Annotated in this window: 15 protein-coding genes; 7 read left to right on the top strand and 8 right to left on the bottom strand. The window is 65.6% G+C overall.

Annotated elements, in window-relative coordinates:
- Positions 1-8: 8 nt before the first annotated feature.
- The gene (locus HIM68_RS00790; protein WP_139907459.1) at positions 9-596 is read right to left on the bottom strand and encodes a DUF5998 family protein; all 588 of its coding nucleotides are present in this window, start codon (positions 594-596) and stop codon (positions 9-11) included.
- Between the two features lie 80 nt (positions 597-676).
- Here HIM68_RS00790 and HIM68_RS00785 point away from each other — a divergent pair, with 80 nt between their 5' ends.
- The 3 genes from HIM68_RS00785 to HIM68_RS00775 all read left to right on the top strand — a co-directional run bounded on the left by HIM68_RS00785 (position 677) and on the right by HIM68_RS00775 (position 7079).
- Positions 677-3349, top strand: a complete 2673-nt coding sequence (locus HIM68_RS00785) for a bifunctional GNAT family N-acetyltransferase/acetate--CoA ligase family protein (protein ID WP_139907458.1) — start codon at positions 677-679, stop codon at positions 3347-3349.
- 277 nt (positions 3350-3626) lie between these two features.
- Entirely contained in the window at positions 3627-4181 is a 555-nt protein-coding gene (locus HIM68_RS00780) for a TetR/AcrR family transcriptional regulator (RefSeq protein WP_139470258.1), read from the top strand.
- A gap of 147 nt (positions 4182-4328) precedes the next feature.
- Positions 4329-7079, top strand: coding sequence for a DNA topoisomerase (ATP-hydrolyzing) subunit A (locus tag HIM68_RS00775; protein WP_172168840.1), 2751 nt, complete (start codon positions 4329-4331; stop codon positions 7077-7079).
- Positions 7080-7215: 136 nt separating this feature from the next.
- On the opposite strand, the gene HIM68_RS00770 is transcribed toward HIM68_RS00775, so the two are convergent.
- Both HIM68_RS00770 and HIM68_RS00765 read right to left on the bottom strand, forming a co-directional pair.
- Positions 7216-8919, bottom strand: a complete 1704-nt coding sequence (locus tag HIM68_RS00770) for an adenylate/guanylate cyclase domain-containing protein (RefSeq protein WP_172168838.1) — start codon at positions 8917-8919, stop codon at positions 7216-7218.
- Positions 8919-9791 (bottom strand): biotin--[acetyl-CoA-carboxylase] ligase, encoded by an 873-nt coding sequence (locus HIM68_RS00765; protein ID WP_172168836.1) that lies wholly within the window; start codon positions 9789-9791, stop codon positions 8919-8921. The genes HIM68_RS00770 and HIM68_RS00765 overlap by 1 nt, the downstream gene beginning before the upstream one ends.
- A 67-nt stretch (positions 9792-9858) precedes the next feature.
- Between HIM68_RS00765 and HIM68_RS00760 the strand changes: the two genes are divergently transcribed.
- Both HIM68_RS00760 and HIM68_RS00755 read left to right on the top strand, forming a co-directional pair.
- The gene (locus HIM68_RS00760; protein WP_139470250.1) at positions 9859-11439 is read left to right on the top strand and encodes an acyl-CoA carboxylase subunit beta; all 1581 of its coding nucleotides are present in this window, start codon (positions 9859-9861) and stop codon (positions 11437-11439) included.
- Complete coding sequence (locus HIM68_RS00755) at positions 11436-11816, top strand: hypothetical protein (RefSeq protein WP_253903675.1); 381 nt, start codon at positions 11436-11438, stop codon at positions 11814-11816. The genes HIM68_RS00760 and HIM68_RS00755 overlap by 4 nt, the downstream gene beginning before the upstream one ends.
- A gap of 46 nt (positions 11817-11862) precedes the next feature.
- On the opposite strand, the gene HIM68_RS00750 is transcribed toward HIM68_RS00755, so the two are convergent.
- The 3 genes from HIM68_RS00750 to HIM68_RS00740 all read right to left on the bottom strand — a co-directional run bounded on the left by HIM68_RS00750 (position 11863) and on the right by HIM68_RS00740 (position 14723).
- Positions 11863-12558 carry a TetR/AcrR family transcriptional regulator gene (locus HIM68_RS00750; RefSeq protein WP_172168834.1) on the bottom strand — a complete coding sequence of 232 codons (696 nt, stop codon included), beginning with the start codon at positions 12556-12558 and terminating at the stop codon, positions 11863-11865.
- A 60-nt stretch (positions 12559-12618) separates the two neighbouring features.
- A complete protein-coding gene (locus HIM68_RS00745; RefSeq protein ID WP_172168832.1) occupies positions 12619-13416 on the bottom strand; it encodes a carbon-nitrogen hydrolase family protein in 798 nt (265 codons plus the stop codon).
- Between the two features lie 110 nt (positions 13417-13526).
- On the bottom strand, positions 13527-14723 hold the full coding sequence (locus HIM68_RS00740) for an MFS transporter (RefSeq protein ID WP_139907453.1): 1197 nt from the start codon (positions 14721-14723) through the stop codon (positions 13527-13529).
- 118 nt (positions 14724-14841) lie between these two features.
- Here HIM68_RS00740 and HIM68_RS00735 point away from each other — a divergent pair, with 118 nt between their 5' ends.
- Positions 14842-16515 carry a DUF885 domain-containing protein gene (locus HIM68_RS00735; protein WP_172168829.1) on the top strand — a complete coding sequence of 558 codons (1674 nt, stop codon included), beginning with the start codon at positions 14842-14844 and terminating at the stop codon, positions 16513-16515.
- Between the two features lie 13 nt (positions 16516-16528).
- Positions 16529-17308, top strand: a complete 780-nt coding sequence (locus HIM68_RS00730) for a GntR family transcriptional regulator (RefSeq protein WP_172168825.1) — start codon at positions 16529-16531, stop codon at positions 17306-17308.
- Here the strand turns inward: HIM68_RS00730 and HIM68_RS00725 are convergent.
- Both HIM68_RS00725 and HIM68_RS00720 read right to left on the bottom strand, forming a co-directional pair.
- A complete protein-coding gene (locus tag HIM68_RS00725; RefSeq protein ID WP_172168822.1) occupies positions 17194-18024 on the bottom strand; it encodes an aspartate/glutamate racemase family protein in 831 nt (276 codons plus the stop codon). The two genes, HIM68_RS00730 and HIM68_RS00725, sit on opposite strands and share 115 nt — an antisense overlap.
- A 13-nt stretch (positions 18025-18037) precedes the next feature.
- On the bottom strand, positions 18038-19555 hold the full coding sequence (locus HIM68_RS00720; RefSeq protein ID WP_172168819.1) for an NCS1 family nucleobase:cation symporter-1: 1518 nt from the start codon (positions 19553-19555) through the stop codon (positions 18038-18040).
- Positions 19556-19859: the final 304 nt, after the last annotated feature.

Here is a 19859-nt window from a genome sequence, read left to right as displayed (position 1 = left end):
CTCGCTCATCAGCGGCGCGACCGCAGCCGGGCTTGGAAGACTGCGGCGCGCAGCTTCCCGGCGAAGTCGGCCATTCGGTCGACGGCGGCCTGCCCTTCGGCCTCGGCCGAGACCCGGAGCATGACATCCTCGGCGAAGATCGATCCGCCGTATCCGTGATCGCCCATGCAGTTGGGATCTCCGCAGGTCTCGGGGAAGGCCTCGATGCGCTTCGACGCACCCCAGGACATGGTCAGCGAAACCTCGACGGGCTTGTCACCGGGCTTGTAGGCGGCCGGATCGGCGAAGGTGCGGCCGACCATCACGGTGCCCAGGCGATCGAGTTCGATGTCCTCGCTGCTCGTGACGGCGCGGGGTTTGGCGCCGGGTTCCGCGTTCGGATCGTCATCGACGTGAGCCAGTAGGAGGCGGGTCTCGGTGAGGACGAAGGCTGTGACATGCCGGTGGATGGATTCGATGTCGACATGTGTGTCGATGTGGACGAAGTGGGCCAAGACCGGTTCGTCGTAGAGCGAGTCGGCGAGGATGCCCTGAGTGAGCTGGGGATAGTAGCCGGCCGACTGCAGATCGTGAACGAGAACTTCGGGTAATGCCATGCCCACTATTGTGCCCCACTCCTCTGACTTGTCCCAGCGAGGTCGGCCATATCAGGACGCCCGACGCATATGCTGGGACCATGGAAGACTATCCTGCCGGGTGGGAAGCCGATGTCGTCCTCCGCGACGGCGGCACCGCCCACCTTCGCCCGATCACCCCTGACGATTCCGCTGCTCTGGCCCGCATGCACGAGGCCCAATCGCCGGAGTCCGTCTATCTGCGCTTCTTCGCTCCGCTGCCCCGGCTTCCCAAACGCGACCTCGACCGCTTCGTCAACGTCGACCACCACGACCGAGTGGCGCTGATCATGCTCATCGGCGACGACATCATCGGCGTCGGCCGCTTCGATCGGATCACCGACACCGACGCCGAGGTGGCGTTCAACATCGCCGACGCCCACCAGGGTCGCGGGGTCGGTTCGATCCTGCTGGAGCATCTGGCCGCGGCCGCGCGCGAATCGGGGATCCAGCGATTCACCGCCGAGGTGCTTCCCCAGAACCGGTCGATGCTGCAGGTCTTCCAGGCCGCCGGCTACGAGGTCTCCCGCGGTTTCGATGACGGTGTCGTGGCCGTGAAGTTCGACATCGATCCCACGGCACGGTCCATCGAAGTGCAGGCCTCCAGGGAGCACAGGGCCGAGGCCCTGAGCGTGCGCACGGTCCTCCACCCCGCCTCGGTGGCGGTGATCGGCGCCAGCCGCAAACGCAACTCCACCGGACATCTGCTCATCCGCAACATCACGGCCGCGAAGTTCACCGGCGACCTGTGGGTCGTCCACCCCGAAGCCGATCAGATCGCCGGCGTCCAGGCCTATCCGAGCCTCGCCGATCTGCCGGGCAAGGCCGACCTCGCGGTCATCGCCGTGCCCGCCGAGTCCGTCACCGAGGTGGTCAAGGACTGTGCCGTGCACGGGGTCAAAGCCGTGCTCGTCATCTCCTCCGGATTCGCCGAGACCGGTCCCGAGGGGGCCGAACTCCAGCGCCGCATGGTCGCAACCTCCCGCGCCTACGGAATGCGCGTGGTCGGGCCGAACTCCTTCGGATTGGTCAACGAGGCCGCCGACATCTCGCTCAACGCCTCTCTGGCCCCGTTCCTCCCGGCTTCCGGAACGCTCGGGCTCTTCAGTCAGTCCGGGGCGCTGGGCACCGCCCTGCTCGCGGCGGCGAAGACCCGCGGACTGGGCATCTCCACCTTCGTCTCCGCAGGCAACCGCGCCGATCTCTCCGGCAATGACCTCCTCCAGTACTGGGAGGAGGATCCGGCCACGCAGACCGTCGGTCTCTACCTCGAATCCATCGGCAACCCGCGCAAGTTCTCGCGCATCGCCCGTCGAGTCTCGCGCGTCAAACCCGTCGTCGTCATCAAGTCCGACCTCACGGGCCGGGAGCTGCCGCCCGGGCATATCGTGCGTACCTCTTCCCTGGCGCCGAACACCCTCGACCAGGTGCTCGAGCAGGCGGGAGTGATCCGCGCGGATACGATCCACCAGCTCTTCGACCTCACCCAGGTGTTCTCGACCCAGAAGCTGCCGGCGGGCCGCCGGGTCGGGGTCATCGGCAACTCCGCGGCGATGAGCACCCTGATCATGCAGCGCGCCCGTTCCGAAGGTCTGCGCGTCGACACCGAGCCCGTGTCCCTGCACCCCGAGGTCGATGCGGAGACCTTCCGGACCGAACTCGATGCGATGTATGCCCGCGACGACGTCGACTCGGTCATCGTCACCTTCACCCCGTCGGCCGGTGCGGAGGAGACGGAGATCGCCGGCCTGCTGTCCGAGTCGGCCGCACGCTCGGGGAAGACCACGGTCGCCTGCTTCCTCGGCATCCACGGTGTCCAAGACGAACTGACCACGTACCTCACCGATGAGGCCGGCAGCCGGGTCTCCCACACCGTCCCCAGCTATATCGGTCCCGAAGATGCTGTGTGGGCTCTGGCCAGGGCCACGGACTATGCCCGGTGGAGGGCCGCCGACCACGGGCGCTACACCGAGCTCGACGACATCGATGACAAGAAGGTGCGGACGATCATCGACGCAGCCCTGGAGGGGGCACAGCCGGGCTCCCCCGTCAGGCTCGAACGCGACGACGCCCGCGACCTGCTCAGCGCCTACGGAATCGAGGTGCTTCCCTACGTCACGGCCTCCTCGGTGGACGAAGGAATCGCCGCGGCTGAGAAGATCGGGTATCCGGTCGCCCTCAAGGCCGTGACCACGGTGCTGCGGCACCGGATGGAGCTCGGCGGTGTGCGCCTGAACATCGACACCCCAGAGGAGCTCGCCGAGGATTTCACCGCGATCCAGGAGACCATCCGGCAGCTGGCCGGTGAGGATGAGCCGCTCGTCGACGTCCAAGCTATGGCCCCGCATGGTGTCCCCTGCGTCCTCCGCGCCGGTGAGGATCCGCTGCTCGGTCCGCTGCTGGCGTTCTCTTTGGCCGGGGACACCACGGAGCTGCTCGGCGATGTCGCTCATCGGGTCGCCCCGATCACCGACAAGGAGGCCGGGGACATGATCCGGTCGATCAAGGCCTCCCCGCGGCTGTTCGGCTATCGCGGTCTGCCGCCGATGAACATCGAACCGCTGCGCAATGTGCTGGAGAGGCTCGCTGTGCTGGTGGAGAACCATCCGCAGATCCTCGAGCTCGTCATCCACCCGATGGTCGCCACAGAGACCGAGTCGCATGTGCTCAGCGCCCACGTCGACCTCCTGCCCGACCCGACTCGGATCGACAGCACCCGTCGACTGCTGAGCTGAGACGGATCGGAGCAGACGCCCGCCCAGCTGAAAGGAGAATCCACACCCGCCGCAGGCCGTCTTCGAATTTCACTGTCACAGCGGCATATTGGCGCGTCCTATACCAATTCGCAGACTTGACGGGTAGTGTCTGTATCCGTTCACCACGAAATGTTATGAATTCGTGTTTTAATGAATGGCCGCTCCGGCGGCCATTGTCTGTGGCCAGTCACTGGTCATCCACCGTCCCAGGCGCCCGCGTTCAGCAGGTGTCCCATGAGAGCGAGGCCTCACAGTCATGATTTCGCGCAGAGACGTCGTCACCGACTCCGCGATCGCCGTAGTCGCCGAACAAGGAGTCCGCGGACTCACCCATCGGGCAGTCGATGCACTGGCCGAACTGCCGGTGGGGTCGACTTCGAATGTCTACCGCACCCGCGATGCCCTGATCACCGGAATCATGGAACGCATCGGAGAGCTCAACTCCCAGCAGCTCGAACGCCTGCCGGAGCTGGTACGTGCTCCGGGCGCTGACCCGATCGAGGTCGCCATCGACTTCTGCATGAACTGGCTGACCACGGACCGCAACCGGTTCTACACGATGATGATGCTCAGCCTGGATCCGGCTCTGCCGCCTGAGGCAGTGATCGCCAAGGAGAAGAACCTCCGCGCGATCAGGGAATTCATCATGCGCTTCGCCGGCATCGACGCCGAATACGCGCAACGGGTCAACAGCTCGGTCGCGGGCATGATGGTCAGCGAACTCGTCGCCGGCACGGCTGAGCGCTCGCATGTCGAGGCATACCTCAAGGAGTTCTTCCAGTGGCTGCGCAGCGGCCGCGACGATGCCTGAGCTCCGACACGAACCCTCCGGGGACGCCCGATTGAGCAGGAGTTCGCAAATCGAACGCTAGAATCGACGGGTGCCCTCCCCCGCTGAGGTCTAGCCTCGGCGCGGGCGGGTGTTCGAATCGAACAGTTCGTGCGTCAAAGGAGTTCCATGCCCGAAGGCAGAGTCATCGAAGTCGACGTCTCCTCAGAGATGGAGAGTTCGTTCCTCGAATATGCGGTCTCGGTCATCCACTCCCGCGCACTGCCCGACGCCAGGGACGGCCTCAAACCCGTCCAGCGGCGCATCGTCTACCAGATGGGCGATATGGGGCTGCGCCCTGACCGCGGACATGTGAAGTCCTCGCGCATCGTCGGCGATGTCATGGGCAAGCTCCACCCGCACGGCGACACCGCGATCTACGACGCCCTCGTGCGCCTCAGCCAGGGCTTCATCATGCGTGTGCCCCTGGTCGACGGCCACGGCAACTTCGGCTCCCTCGACGATGGTCCCGCTGCCCCGCGCTACACCGAGGCTCGACTCACGACCGCGTCGATGCACATGATCGCCGGGCTCGACGAAGACGTCGTCGACTTCGTGCCGAACTACGACAATACACTCACCCAGCCCGAGGTCCTGCCCAGCGCTTTCCCGAATCTGCTCATCAACGGCGCCTCGGGCATCGCCGTCGGCATGGCCACGAACATGGCCCCGCACAATCCCGGCGAGGTCATCGCCGCCTGCGCCCACCTCATCCGCAATCCCGATGCCGGCCTCTCGGAGCTCATGCGCTTCATCCCCGGCCCGGATCTGCCCACCGGCGGACGGATCATCGGCCTCGACGGAGTGCGCGAGGCCTATGAGACCGGTCGCGGCACCTTCCGCACCCGCGCCACCGTGTCCATCGAGAACATCAGTGCCCGCCGCAAGGGAATCGTCGTCACCGAACTGCCCTACCTCGTGGGACCGGAGAAGGTCGTGTCGAAGGTCAAGGACGCGGTCGGGGCGAAGAAGCTGTCCGGAATCGCCTCGATCGATGACTATTCGGATCGCAAGAACGGCATGCGTCTGGTCATCGGCGTGAAGAACGGCTTCAACCCCGAGGCGGTGCTGGCCGAGCTCTACCGCCAGACTCCCCTCGAGGAATCGTTCAGCATCAACAACGTCTGCCTCGTCGAGGGACAGCCGCGGACCCTGGGACTGCGCGAGCTGCTCATGGTCTACCTCTCCCATCGCATCGACGTGGTGCGCAGGCGCACGGTCTTCCAGCTGCGCAAGGCCAAGGACCGGCTCCACCTCGTCGAAGGTCTGCTCATTGCGATCCTCGACATCGATGAGGTCATCCAGCTCATCCGCTCCTCGGACGATGCGGCCACGGCCCGCACCCGCCTCATGGACGTCTTCGAGCTCTCCGAGCTGCAGGCGACCTACATCCTCGATCTGCAGCTGCGTCGGCTCACGAAGTTCTCGCGTCTCGAACTCGAGGCCGAACGCGACGAGCTGAAGAAGACGATCGACTACCTCGAATCGCTGCTCGCCGATGAGGCGAAGCTGCGGGAACTCGTCGCCTCGGAATTGGAGTCCACGGCCGAGGTCATCGGCTCTCCGCGACGCACCGTCCTCATCGAAGGCTCGATGAAGGAGCTGACGGCCAAGGGCAAAAAGGCTCCGACGAACCTCAAGATCGCCGATTCTCCCTGCCGGGTGCTGCTGTCGACCTCCGGACGCATTGCGCGCACCTCGGATGCCGCGCCGCTGGCACGTGAGGGTCGCCGCTCCAGCCATGATGCGCTGGTCTCGGAGATCGTCACCACCACTCAGGGCAAGGTCGGCGCCATCACCACCACCGGTCGACTGCACGTGGTCGACGTCGTCGATCTGCCCGCCCTGCCGCCGGCCGCGGCACGGCCCAATGTCGCCGGCGGTGTGAAGATCGCCGAATATGCGGCGCTGGAGAAGAACGAGAAGATCATCGGTCTGATCGACCTCGACCGGGAATTCGTCCTCGGCACCGCCGACGGCGTCGTCAAACGCGTGTCGGTGGCCGGTCGGCCGAACAAGAACGAGTGGGAAGCCATCACCCTCAAGGGAAAGGACTCCGTCGTCGGGGTCGCCCAACCCGAGGACATCGACGATTCCCTCTCCGTATTCGTGACCTCGAATGCTCAGCTGCTCGCCTTCGACGCCTCCGGTCTGCGTGCACAGGGCTGGAACGCCTCGGGTGTGGCCGGAATCAAGGTGGCCGCCGAGGCGAAGGTGATCTTCTTCGGAATGACTCCGAAGGCGGCGAAGACCGACGAGGACGGAGCCGCGGATGCCGAGCTCGGCAGCTTCGCGCTCGTCACGATCGCCAGCGGTGAGAACTTCTACGGCGCCCCATCGTCGTCGATCAAGGTCAGCGAATTCTCCGAGTTCCCGACCAAAGGGCGAGCCACCTCCGGGGTGCGCGCCCACAAGTTCCTCAAGGGCGAGACCGAACTGTCACTGGCCTGGGTCGGCGACTCTCCGCAGGCTGCTGCCACCGCCGGCGGTGCACGCACGCTTCCGGCCGAACTGTCCCGTCGCGATGGGACGGGATCGCCGTTGGAATCGAAGATCGATGTCATCGGCACCCTGCCCCGCCTCGGCGGTGCCGAATCCGCCGACCGTTCCCCGGCGGCCGACGGCGACGAATCGGCTGAGGCATCGGCCGAAGCTGACGCTGATTCTGCATCCGGCACCGGCGAAGAGAAGCCGAAGTCCGGCGGAAAGCGATCCGCGGGCAAGGAACAGCGGGGACAGCAGGGATTGGCGACGAGTTTCGATGAGCTCGATCTCGACCTCGATGACGCCAAGGACGAGATCGCGCGGTCGAAGTTCGACACCGAAGGCGCCGTGATCGTCTCCCATGACGACGAGGACGACGACTCCGCCCTGTTCTGAGCTCGGACCGGCCCTGACGGAGGGCCCTGCTCTGGCAAACCACTCGGCCCGTCGGCCGTTTCAGCAGCTGAGCCCAGCACCTCGGTGCTGGGCTCAGCTGTCTGCCGCCTGTGCTGTCAGCGGCCGCTGCAGCCGCTCACTGGTCTGAGTTCTCGGGATCGTCGTCGAGGTCGAGGCGCATCTTGGCGGCGGTGCCGCGCTTCATCTCACCGATGGCGGTCTCGCCGAGTCCGTGCAGCGAAATCGAATCGCGCGGTTCGAAGACGTAGTCGTCCGAGGCCGAGAGCACTCGTGCGGTCTCCTCGTCGGTGAAGATCGTCCCTGGGTCGGCCACGGCCGTCAGGCGGGCGGCGAGGTTGACGCTGGAGCCGAAGATATCGCCGAGGCGGGAGAGCACCCGTCCCCAGACGAAGCCGACGCGCGCCTGGGGCAGGTCCTCGGCGGCGGTCACGCGCTCCATCAGCGTCATGGCGATCTCGGCCCCGGCCAGAGGGGTCGACGCGGCGAAGAACACTTCATCGCCGACGGTCTTGATGACCCGTCCGCCGCCGGTGGCGACGATGTTGTAGGCCATGCCCTGGAACTCCTGGACCATGTCCGCCAGCTGCCGTGGCTCCATCTTCTGCGACAGGCGGGTGAAGGAGACGAGATCGATGAATCCGACGGCGCGGGCCAACGGCATCGAGGAGTCGTACCAGCCCTGCCTGTTGTCCATGGCCAGCCCGTCGGAGACATTGACGTTGAGACGGCCCATGACGTCGGCGAGGTTGCGCCGCCAGGAGTAGGTGAGCATCTTCTGCAGCGGGTCGATCATCTCTTCGACGACGGCCAGGGCATCCCGGCGTGCTTCCGGGTCGGTCAGTCCCTTCTCCTCGGTGAGGAATTCGACAAGGGTCTCCATCTGCCAGACGACGAGGCGGTCCGTCGTCTGGCCGATCGCCCTGGCCAGGGACAGCGCGGTGGTCTGGTCGATGAGACCGTCGGCGACGGGCTTGGCCCAGATCCGCAGGGCGTGCGCATCGCTGACGGTGTAGGCCTTATCCGTCGGCTTCGCCTGGGACATGCCGAGGGCCCGCCACATCTTCCGGGCCGAGACCGTGGAGATCCCGCCGAGTTTCGCGGCCTCCCGTCGGTCGAGGACGCGCTTGCCGTCGAGCAGGATCTCTTCGAGTCGTTCGGCCGCGGTTCGGGTCTCATAGATCGTGTCGTCGAAGTCGGGACCGTCCGCGTCGAGAGCTCCGTCGGCGTCGTCCTCGTCGATGATCGGCAGCGCTGTGGTGCGCGGATCCTCACGCAGTCCGCTGAAGAAGTCCTCATCGACGTCGATGTCCGGGTCGGCCGCATCCGCATCCGCATCCGCATCGGCAGCATCCGCGGGGGGTGCGCCAGGATCAGCCGTGACCTCGTCGGCGAGCTGCGCGCCGACCTCTCCTGCCTGAGGAGCGGACCCCGTCAGGCCGCCGACAGGCTCGTCATCGCCGTCGACGTCATCATACGGATCGCCCGCACTCGACTCGGCCGCCTCCTCGGGGAGGGTGTCCGGGGAACGATCGTCCGCCTCGGCGGTCGACGAGGTCTCACCGTCGTCCTTCGGCTCCGGGCTCGGCGAAGAATCGGGGGCGGACCGGCTATCCGACTCCGTCCGGGGTACGGCATCGGACTGGGACAGAGCGGTCGGCTGCGATGCGTCGGCGGACCGGGGCGCGTCGCTGTGCGACTGGGTGCCGGCGTCGGCCGGCCGAGTCTCTGCGGAGGTGCCTGCGGCTTCTCCGACCTCGGGTGTGCCCAGCCGTTCCGGTTCGACGATGTCGAATCCGGCGGTGAAGTCCGAAACCGCCATCAGTCTTCGCTCCTCTCCGCAGCGGTCGGGGCCGCGGCCGGACGCAGATGGTGGACGTCTCCGGCGCTTAAGCACACCTGATCGTCGATGATGAGGTCGGCTCCTGCGTCCAGCCCCGTGGCGGTGCCGATGATGTCGGAACCGTCGGGCCTCTCCACCCGAACCCTCGATCCGAGCGTCACCATATGATCACGCAATCTCCGCGCTGTGCGGCTGTCGCGGAAATCCTCATCTCCATAGTCGATCAGCTCTCTGTAGCAGGGGATCAGTGTGCCGAGAATCGAGATTAGCAATGCTTCATGATCAATTTCTGAACCGTCGGCTCCGGTTTCGATCGCTATTGAGCTCGCGTCTTCGCGCGGCAGATCAGCAGGCTCCAACCGGGTGTTCAGCCCCATCCCCAACACGATCCGCGGTCCGCCGGCCAGGGGTTCGACGCGTGCGAGGATCCCGCACAGCTTCCTGCCCTCGGCGGTGAGCACGTCGTTGGGCCATTTGATCGCGGCGGGCACTCCCGCCTCGGTGACGGCGGAGTGCACGGCCTCACCGGCGATGAGCGGGATCCATCCCCATTGGGAGAACCCGGCCGGGGGTGTGAGCAGAATCGACCACGTCAGCGACCGGCGGGCGGGCACCGTCCAGGTCCGGCCCAGTCGGCCGTGTCCGGCGTTCTGGAAGTCGGTGCCGCGGATGGTGAATTCGGCCACGGGCGAACCGGCGTCGGCTCCTTCTCGGACCACTCGCGCAAGTTCGTCATTCGTCGACGTGCAGCTATCGTCCCAGATCAGCGGCGGGAGCGAGAGACCTCGGTCCGCAGCGGTGCGGCGCACTGAGTCGACGTCGACGAGGAGGGAATTGTGTTGGCTGTTCACCAGACCACTCTAGATTCTTTTGGTGAGAGTGCACAACGAAGTCTCACGTCATCGTTATTGTGGAGACATGACGGATACCCCACGGACCACAGCCGAGCGCATCGACGCATTCACCCAGCGCCGAGAAGCAGCCCACACGGGCAATCAGCGCTCGGTGGACAACCAGCACAAGCGCGGCAAACAGACCGCCCGTGAACGCATCGACGCTCTCCTCGACGCCGACTCCTTCCAAGAGATCGACGAATTCGCCCGCCATCACAATCACCAGTTCGGGATGCAGGACAACCGCCCCGACGGTGACGGAGTCGTCTGCGGACTGGGCACGATCGAAGGCAAGACCGTCGCGGTCTTCGCTCACGACTTCACCGTCCTCGGCGGATCCCTCGCCGAAGCCAACGGCCGCAAGATCGTCAAGGTGCAGAAGCTCGCTCTCAAGCTCGGCTGCCCGATCATCGGCATCAACGACTCGGGAGGCGCCCGGATCCAGGAAGGCGTCGGATCGATTGCGCTGTTCGCCGAGATCTTCCGCCTCAATGTCGCCTCGTCCGGAGTGATCCCCCAGATCTCGCTCATCATGGGCCCCTCGGCCGGCGGCGCCGTGTACTCCCCCGCACTGACCGACGTCACGATCATGGTCGATCAGATCAGCCACATGTACATCACCGGCCCCGACGTCATCAAGACCGTCACGGGAGAGTCCGTCGGCCATGAGGAGCTCGGCGGCGGACGGACGAACAACACCGTGTCCGGAAACGCGCACTACCTGGCCTCGGATGAGGACGATGCGCTCAACTATGTGCGCGACCTGCTCTCGTTCCTGCCGCAGAACAACCTCGACCCGGCCGATGCCGACGAATTCGAGTCCGATCTGTCGGTGACTCCCGAGGACGAGGCGCTGGACACGCTCATGCCGGATTCGCCTTCGCAGCCCTACGACATCCTCGACGTCGTCACCACGATCCTCGACGACGGCGACTTCCTGCAGGTCTCCGAGCTCTTCGCTCCGAACGTCGTCACCGGCTTCGGCCGCGTCGAAGGGGTGAGCGTCGGCGTCATCGCCAACCAGCCCATGCAGCTGGCCGGCACCCTCGACATCGACGCCTCGGAGAAGGCCGCACGCTTCGTGCGCCTCTGCGATGCCTTCAACCTGCCGATCCTCACCTTCGTCGATGTGCCCGGGTTCCTGCCGGGCACCGACCAGGAGTACGGCGGCATCATCCGCCGCGGCGCCAAGCTCATCTACGCCTACGGCGAGGCCACCGTTCCGCTCGTCACCCTGATCACCCGCAAGGCCTACGGCGGCGCGTACTGCGTGATGGGGTCGAAGCAGCTCGGTGCCGATATCAATCTCGCCTGGCCGAGCGCGCAGATCGCGGTCATGGGCGCCCAGGGTGCGGCGAACATCGTCTATCGCCGTAAGCTCAAGGCCGTCGAAGAGGCCGGAGAGGACGTCGAAGCGGCGCGTGCCGAACTCATCCAGGACTACGAGGATGCGCTGCTCAACCCGTACCTGGCCGCCGAGGAAGGCTACATCGACGCCGTCATCAAGCCGAGCGAGACCCGCAGCCGGATCGTGCGTTCCCTGCGTGCGCTGAAGAACAAGCACGTCGACGCTCCCGCGCGCAAGCACGGTAACATCCCCCTATGAGCGATGATCTGCAGACCGACGCCGAGGCGGACCTGCCCGGCGAAGTCGACGCCGAGGTGACCGGCCCCGGCGAGGACGCGGCCGCCGAGGAGGGCGCGGCCACAGCCTCAGACGGGGCGCTGCGGGTGCCCTCCGTGGAGGGACGCTCACAGGTGCGCGCCGATGACGGCGAACCGATCAGCGACGAGATGGCCAGTGCGGCGGCTGTGGCCGCGGTCGTGGCGATCCGTCAGGTGGCGATCGCCTATGCGGCCCAGCAGGCCAGCGCGGAGGCCGAGTCCGAAACCCGCAAGGGCGATCGGGCGGGTTTCCGGGCTCCACGCCGCAATGTGCGCAAGCGCCTCCCCCAGACCTGGGACCAGCACCTGGGTCGCTGAGGCCCCGCCGGACCCGGCCCTCGACGGACTCCCGTCTGCTGTTTCTCTAGTCGGCTTCTTCGCGGAAGAGCGCACGCAGTTCGTTGAAGAGTCTGTCGATCACTGGTCCCGGATCTCCGTCGACTCGTCGCATCCGGGTGAACGTCGCCTTGAGCGCCATCATCGCCAAGGCGGCGACGGCTTCGGCTCGCGGGGAGACTTCGATATCGTCGTCGGCATATTCACCGGAGTGAGCCCCCATGACGTCCACCGGCGCCGAGGAGGTCCCGTCGAGTCGGCGTTGGATGATCTGCCGGAAGAGCCGTTCGTTGTTGCCCATCCGCGACATCTGCAGCGGTATCAGCGACGGGTCCTTTTTCAGCATGAGATGGTACTGGTGCATATCGTCGCGCTTCTCCATCCGAGTGGCGACGATGAATGCGAGCAGATGTTCGAGGTCGGCGACGAGACGCCCCTGGGGTCCCCCGGCTTCGAATTCCTCGATGGCCGGTTGGTCCTCTTCGTCGAAGACGGTGTCCGCGCGACCGAGCAGCGCCTCGTCCTTCGATGAGTAATAGTTGAAGAAGGTTCGTCGGGAGACTCCGCAGCGCTCACAGATGTCTTCGACGGTGACGTTGTGATAGCCCTTCTCCAGGGCCAGGTCGATGGCGGCACGGCGGAGAGCCTGCCCGCGTTCACGCTTCTTGCGTTCGCGCAGTCCCTCGACCGGCGGTGACGTTTGGACCTCTGAACCAGAACTCATGGGTACAGTATTGCAGTCGCTGCATTTTCACCGGAAATGCGTTGAGCGCCCGTCTCAAGCTCAGTACCCGAGTTTCGCGTTCGTGAGCACCGGAACCGTCTCCGCTGCGGTATCGGCGGCGCTGAGGTCGATCTCGACGATCTCGAGTCGTTCGGCACCGTCGAGTGAGTTCAGCACCTTCCCGAGGGGGTCGGAGACCAGACTGTGGCCGACCCCGGTCGGCCCCTTCTTCGGAACCGGGACGCCGGTCACTTCGGGATCGGCTTGGCCGAGGGCGGCGATGAACATATTCGAGTCCAGGGCACGGGCGCGGGCGAGGATCTCCCACTGTTCGGCCTTGCGCGGTCCCGCACCCCAGGAGGCGGCGACGACGGTCAGGCGTGCGCCCCGCCGACTGAGTTCGGCGAAGAGCTTCGGGAACCGGATGTCGTAGCACAGGGCCAGGCCGATGTCCTCGCCGTCGATGGTGAAGAGCACCGGCGCCTCTCCCGCCTCGACGGTGTCGGACTCCTTGAATCCGAAGGCGTCGTAGAGGTGGATCTTCGCATAGTCGCTGCGCCGGCCGTCAGGGGAATAGACGGCGAGCAGGTTGATGACCTTGTCGTCCGTGGCCGCGAATTCGCCGACGACGACGGTGATTCCGGTCTCGGCGGCGAGCTCGCTCAGCGCGGCCCGCCACGTCTCGGAGTGCTCCTCGGCGATGGTGCGCAGGCCGGATCCGAACGCCGACATCGTCGCTTCGGGGAAGACGACGAACTGTGCGCCTGCCGCGGCGGCCCGGCGGGAATAGGAACGGACCTTCTCAAGGTTGTCGGCCACCTCGGTGGTGGTGTTGATCTGAGCGAGCGCGAACTTCATTCTCATCCTCCAGTCGTTCCCTCCACCCTATCTCCCCAATTACTACCTGACGGGGGCCCAGCAACCTGGCGCGAGGTTGCTGGGCCCCCGTCAGGTAGCAATTAGCGGGATCAGGTGAGGTATTCGCGGCCGGGGCGACCGCCTCGGCGACGTCCGTGCACCCACACGTACACGCCGATGGCGACCACGACGAGCCCGGCACAGACCAAGAACATTCCGTTTCCGCCGGTGAACGGGTAGAGGAATCCGAGGACGACCGGGCCGATGCCGGACCCTGCGTCGAGGAGGAGGAAGAACGACGCCGTGGCCACGGGAACGCGGCTCATCGGCACGGATTTGACGGTGATTGCCTGCATGCACGGCATGAGGGAGCCGAATCCGAGGCCGATGAGCACTCCGGCGAGGACGATCCCCGTCATCGTCGGCCACAGCGCCAGCAGGACATTGCCGGCGATATCGGCGATGAAGACGGGGAAGATCACCGCATTGTCGCCGAAGGTGTCCTGCAGCCGTCCCACGAACAGACGGGCGAACAGGGAGGCCACGGCGAAGGCCACGAAGAACAGGGACGCGGCGGAGGCGACGCCGTGTTCGGCCGCATAGCCGGCGAGGAACACCAGCGCCGCCGCGTAGGCGATGCCGGCCAGAAGCATGACCGAGCCGATCCGCAGCCCGTCCCGATCGACGAGGGTGCCGAGTTTGAGATGCCATTTCGTGCGCCGCTGATAGTCGCTGATCTCCTGCAGGGGCAGCCGGATGAGGAAACAGCAGATGAGGGCGAGGACGGACATGAACGCCGAGGCGACGAAGAGCATGACGAAGTCGAACTCGCGGGGCAGAATGACGCCGAGGTACGGTCCGAGCGCCGTCGACAGGGTCGTCGCCGTGCCGAAGTATCCAGTGCCCTCTCCCCGGCGGGAGGCCGGGATGATGCTCTGGATGGCCGTCATGATCGCCGTGTTCCCGGCGCCGAAGGCGATTCCGTGGACGATGCGCAGCGTCAGGAGCAGAGTGAGGTCGCCAGCGAAGATATAGGCCAGTGAGGCGAGCACGGAGACCGCCATGGTGATGATGAGCAGTTTGCGCCTGCCGATGAAGTCGAGATACTTCCCGGTGAGCACGCGAGCGACCACGGCACCGACGACGAACGATGAGGAGGCGAAGCCGGCTGCGGCCTCACCGGCGGAGAACCGCGCCACCGCGTACCCGGCCATCGACGTCATGAGCAGGTAGAAGACCATCGACATCGAGAGGTTGAGCCCGATTCCGACGATGAAGTCCTTCGTCCACAGCTTCGCTCGTGCCACTGGAGATCGGTCTCACTTTCTGCTGCCTGCGGGGAACAGTGACACATTAGCGGGTTCGCGACGATTGCGTGGTCCGGTCCACCACGGATGTGACTCAGCTCGCGATAGGGTGGTCATCATGACTGTGAAGAGAACCCCTTCCGCCGTCGATGCGGTCGCTGAAGACTACGTCGATGACATGCTCGCCCTCTCCCCCTCGCTCGCCCTCTACCTCGGTCTCGACGGTGCACAGGGCTTCGACGACTTCTCGCCGGCCGGACTCTCCGCGCTCAATGACGTCACCGTGCGGACGCTGGCTCGCCTCGATGATGTCGCGGACTCTTCCGACCTCGACGATGTCGACCTCGTGACCATCGATGCGATGCGTGATCGCCTCGGCGTCGACCGGGACTACTTCGCCGCCGGGATCAAGCACGCCAGCCTCAATGTCATCGAATCGCCGCTGCAGCAGGTCCGCGACGCCTTCGACCTCATGCCCACGGATACCGTGGCCGATTGGGAGACGATTTCGACCACCCTGGCTGCCGTGCCCGGCTCGCTGGCCGGATACCAGGAGTCCCTGGCAATGGCGCGTGACAACGGTCGCGTCGCCGCCCGTATCCAGGTCGAGAAGGTCATCGAACAGGCCCGCGCCCTGGCCGAGCCCGGCAGCAACTTCGATCGTCTCGTCGCCGGTGCCGATGTTCCCGACGCTCTGCGTTCGGATCTCGACTCCCACGCCGAGGCGGCCCGCAAGTCCGCCTCGGACCTGGCCGAATTCCTCGGCGAACAGGTGCTGCCCGCCGCCGGTGACGACGAAGCGTGCGGTCGCGAAGCATACGCGCTGTATTCCCGCGACTTCCTCGGCGCCGAAGTGGACTTCGATGAAACCTATGCATGGGGCCTCGAAGAACTCGAGCGCATCGACGCCGAACAGCGAGAAGTGGCAGAGAAGATCATGCCCGGCGCCGACCTGTTCGAGGTCATGGACGCTCTCAACAACGACCCGCAGCGGACCCTGCACGGCACCGAGGCGCTGCGGGACTGGATGCAGGGTGTGGCCGATGAGGCGATCCGCGAACTCGGCAAGTCCCATTTCGACATTCCCGAACCCGTGCGCACGATCGAGTGCATGATCGCGCCTTCGGCCACCGGCGGCATCTACTACACCGGCCCGACCGACGATTTCTCCCGACCCGGCCGCATGTGGTGGTCGGTGCCCGAAGGCGTCACGGACTTCGCCACCTGGCAGGAGAAGACCACCGTCTACCACGAGGGTGTGCCCGGCCACCATCTGCAAGTCGGTCAGGCCACCTACGTCTCCGACACCCTCAACCGCTGGCGCCGCCTCATGTGCTGGGTGTCCGGCCACGGTGAGGGGTGGGCTCTGTACGCGGAGAAGCTCATGGCCGATCTCGGGTTCCTCGACGATCCCGGCGACTATCTCGGCATGCTCGATTCGCAGCGGCTGCGTGCCGCCCGTGTCGTCCTCGACATCGGATTCCATCTCGGCCTCGAGGCACCTGAGAGCCTCGGCGGTGGGATCTGGAACCGGGAGAAGGCGTGGCAGTTCCTCACCGACAATGTGGCCATGGACCGGTCGTTCCTGGCCTTCGAGCTCGACCGCTACCTCGGCTGGCCCGGGCAGGCACCGAGCTACAAGATTGGTCAGCGACTGTGGGAGCAGTACCGTGACGAGGCGAAGGCTGCGGCGGGTGCCGATTTCGATCTCAAGGACTTCCACACCCGGGCGCTGGGTCTCGGCTCGGTCGGGCTCGATACTCTGGGCCGTGCCATGAAGCGCTCACAGTGAGGTGAGGGACCGGATGAAGTCTGCCGAGAGTCCCCAGTCGGAGACCATGCGGGTCACCGAGGCGCTGCGCAATGAAATCATCGAAGGCCACCGCCGACCGGGTTCACGGCTCGTCGAACGCAACCTCGCCACCGAGCTCGGCGTCTCACGGGTGCCCATCCGCGAGGCGCTGAAGAAACTCGCCTCGGAAGGGCTGGTGACGAACCGGCCCAACACCTGGTCGACGGTCAGGGAGTTCTCCCCCAGCGATATCGCCGACCTCAACGAGGTGCGCACAGTCTTCGACGTCCTCTCGTTCGAACTCGCCGCTCAGCGCCATACCCGCGAGGGCCTGGCTCGACTGGAGGCCACGATGCTCAAGGGCCGAGAGCTCGCCGATGCCGGGGACGTCGCCGGTGCTCATCGCTGTGCCGCGGAATTCCACGCCATCGTCACCGAGCTCTCGGGCAATGAGCTCCTCGGCGAGATCGGTGCCCTGCTGGATTCACGGATGCGGTGGCAGCTGAGTCAGCATGATGACCTTGCCGTCGTCGCCACCGAGCATGCCGAGCTCTTCGACGCCATCGCCCGCCGGGATCAGACGTTGGCCGGGTCGCTGGCCGGTCGTCATCTGGGAACGAGTCAGGAGCAGCACGACAAGCATTCGAAGCGGTTGGCCGAGACCGGGCCCGAAAAAGCTCAGGCCGATCCTGCCGCCGCCGATCCCGCCGAACCTGCTGCGGCCGAGTCCGTCGCGGTGCCTGCCGCAGAGGATGCAGAGCCTGCCGCAGCGGATCCGGCCGACGTCGACTGACCGAGCGGCCAGCCGCTGAGCTTCTTCTCACGGGCAGGCGCATAGGTGCGCACCTTCGACGTGCTCAGCCCCAGACCGACGAGAGATTCGGCCACGCGCACGGCGGCAGCGACCCCGTCGACGACGGGCACGGCACAGCGCTCCGTGATCGTCGCCCCGAGCTCGGCCATCCCACCGCAGCCGAGCACGATGACCTCGGCACGGTCAAGGTCGACCGCCTCGGCGGCCTGATCGGTGATCGCTTCGATCGCAGCCTGCGGATTCTCCTCGAGCTCGAGCACGGCCATTCCCGATGCCCGCACGGACACGCAGTGGGAGTCGAGACCGGCCAACAGCAGTCTGTCCTCGATGAGCGGGAGGGTCCGGTCGAGCGTGGTGACGACGGAATAGCGGCGGCCGAGGAACATCGCCAGGGCGGCCCCCGCCTCGGTGATGTCGACGACGGGCACATCCAACAGCTCCTGCAGGCCCTCGCGGCCGTGCTCTCCGTACCCGGCCTGGATCACGGCGTCGAATTCGCCGGGATATTTCAGGACGGCGTCCATGACGCCGAGCGCCGCGAGATGGCTTTCGACGTTGCCTTCGCAGGATTCGGCTCCGAATTCGGGGGTCAGACCGATGATCTCGGTTCCCGCCGAGGCGGCCTGCCGTGCCACGCGGGCGATGCCCTCGGTCATGGACTCGGTCGTATTGACGTTGACGACGAGGATTCTCACGATTCGGCTCCGATCAGTGATGGGTCGGGACGGCGATCTCCTCACCGTCGACCTCACGGAAGGTGAAGTCGCGGCGGGCGATGACGAAGTAGATGAGCGCGGCGATCGCGGCCCCGGAGAACCAGGAGAACTCGGAGATGCCGGAGAACGCGGGGACGAGTGCGAAGACCAGTGAGATCGCCGAGGCGGGGATGAAGGCTCCGATGGCTCGCCAGTTGACTCCGCGGTGGTAGAAGTACTCACCGTCGCCGGCTTCGGTGTAGAGCTGAGGCACATTGACCTTCGTTCTGCGCACCACCCAGTAGTCGACCATGATCACACCGAACAGAGGTCCGAGCAGGGCACCGAGTCCGCCGAGGAAGTAGACGATGACCACCGGTGAGTCATACAGATTCCAGGGCAGGATGACGAAGCCGATGACGGCTGAGATGATGGCGGCGCTGCGGAAGTTCAGGTGGCGCGGGAACAGGTTCGTCAGCGCATAGGTCGGGGCGACGAAGTTCGCCATGAGGTTGACTGCGACGGTGAGCAGGAGCAGCGACAGGGACGCCAGCACGAGCAGGACCGGGCTGCCGATCGACTGGACGATATCGGCCGGTGAGGTGATGACGGTGCCGTCGATCTTGTACTGTGCGCCGGCCAGCGAGATGACGACGAGCCCGAAGACGAGCATGTTCACCGGGATGCCCCAGAAGTTGCCGACGACGATCGAGCCGCGCTTCTTCGCGGCCCTCGTGAAGTCGGAGAAGTTGAGCACGAAGGTGCCGTAGATGGACACCCACAATGCGCCTCCGCCGAAGATGTGCGCCCACATCTCCCAGCCGCTGAGCGCCTCGTCGGTCGACCACGCGATGGAGAAGTCGACGCGGATGAGCATCCAGACGGCCAGGGCGAGGAAGGTCACGAGGATGATCGGTCCGGCGATGGCTTCGTAGCGGCGGATCATCTCCATCCCGTAGCTGACGATGATGACTTGGATGACCCACAGCAGGGTGAAGGAGAACCAGCCGAGCCCGGAGAGTCCGAGGAATTCGGCATCGGCCCATGACTGCAGTCCGGGGAACATCGTCAGCAGCATGACGTTGAGGACGCTCGAGGCCAGGTAGGTCTGGATGCCGAACCAGGCGATGGCGACGATGCCCCGCACCGAGGCGGCCAGCTGGGCCCCGTGGATGCCGAAGGAGATCCGGCTCATCACGGGATAGGGCACGCCTGTCTTGTAGCCCATGAAACCGGAGAGGGTGAGCAGGAAGAACAGCAGGGCTGCACCGACGAGGAGGGCGACGAGGATCTGCCAGGCCCCGAGGCCGAGTGCGAAGAGTCCAAGTGCGAAGCCGTAGTTGCCCAGAGAGTGCACATCGTTGGCCCACAGGGTGAAGACGCTGTAGGCCGTCCAACTGCGCCCCTCCTTGCGGGATGGGGCGAGATCGGCGTTGTAGAAGCGCGGACTGATGCGATGAGCCGCCAACTGTTCGGGGCTGGGCCCCAGGCGTGTGGGCACTGGTGCCTCCGCCGATTCGGTCTTCCTCATGCAGTCCACTCCTTGGATCCGGTCAGCGTCCAAACTGGGATACCAAAAAAGTAAACACAGCTCTGTGACACCGTTCATCTGACCGATTCAGAGTAACCCAGCTCACACCCCACTGGCAATGAGTCAGGCCGGGCGATTTCGCTGCAGCCTTACATATGCGACTCGCAACCGCATCCGGGTCACTCGGGGACGCGGCCGGGGAACGGCCGAACGAGCATTTCACTCGATGGCATACCATTCATTCTCAATGTGACCGTTCCCGCTGGTCATGGCCGCTCGGGCACGTCCCATCTGAAGTGCACTG

Origin of the sequence: Brevibacterium sp. CT2-23B, assembly GCF_013168765.1 — a bacterium.
In the GTDB taxonomy this organism is placed as follows: domain Bacteria; phylum Actinomycetota; class Actinomycetes; order Actinomycetales; family Brevibacteriaceae; genus Brevibacterium; species Brevibacterium sediminis.
This window is presented reverse-complemented; position numbering and strand designations above follow the sequence as displayed.

What these genes read in the sequence shown, in the direction of transcription:
- HIM68_RS00790 (WP_139907459.1), bottom strand. Translation starts at nt 596, where the DNA reads ATGGCATTACCCGAAGTTCTCGTTCACGATCTGCAGTCGGCCGGCTAC.
- HIM68_RS00785 (WP_139907458.1), top strand. Translation starts at nt 677, where the DNA reads ATGGAAGACTATCCTGCCGGGTGGGAAGCCGATGTCGTCCTCCGCGAC.
- HIM68_RS00780 (WP_139470258.1), top strand. Translation starts at nt 3,627, where the DNA reads ATGATTTCGCGCAGAGACGTCGTCACCGACTCCGCGATCGCCGTAGTC.
- HIM68_RS00775 (WP_172168840.1), top strand. Translation starts at nt 4,329, where the DNA reads ATGCCCGAAGGCAGAGTCATCGAAGTCGACGTCTCCTCAGAGATGGAG.
- HIM68_RS00770 (WP_172168838.1), bottom strand. Translation starts at nt 8,919, where the DNA reads ATGGCGGTTTCGGACTTCACCGCCGGATTCGACATCGTCGAACCGGAA.
- HIM68_RS00760 (WP_139470250.1), top strand. Translation starts at nt 9,859, where the DNA reads ATGACGGATACCCCACGGACCACAGCCGAGCGCATCGACGCATTCACC.
- HIM68_RS00755 (WP_253903675.1), top strand. Translation starts at nt 11,436, where the DNA reads ATGAGCGATGATCTGCAGACCGACGCCGAGGCGGACCTGCCCGGCGAA.
- HIM68_RS00750 (WP_172168834.1), bottom strand. Translation starts at nt 12,558, where the DNA reads ATGAGTTCTGGTTCAGAGGTCCAAACGTCACCGCCGGTCGAGGGACTG.
- HIM68_RS00745 (WP_172168832.1), bottom strand. Translation starts at nt 13,416, where the DNA reads ATGAAGTTCGCGCTCGCTCAGATCAACACCACCACCGAGGTGGCCGAC.
- HIM68_RS00735 (WP_172168829.1), top strand. Translation starts at nt 14,842, where the DNA reads ATGACTGTGAAGAGAACCCCTTCCGCCGTCGATGCGGTCGCTGAAGAC.
- HIM68_RS00730 (WP_172168825.1), top strand. Translation starts at nt 16,529, where the DNA reads ATGAAGTCTGCCGAGAGTCCCCAGTCGGAGACCATGCGGGTCACCGAG.
- HIM68_RS00720 (WP_172168819.1), bottom strand. Translation starts at nt 19,555, where the DNA reads ATGAGGAAGACCGAATCGGCGGAGGCACCAGTGCCCACACGCCTGGGG.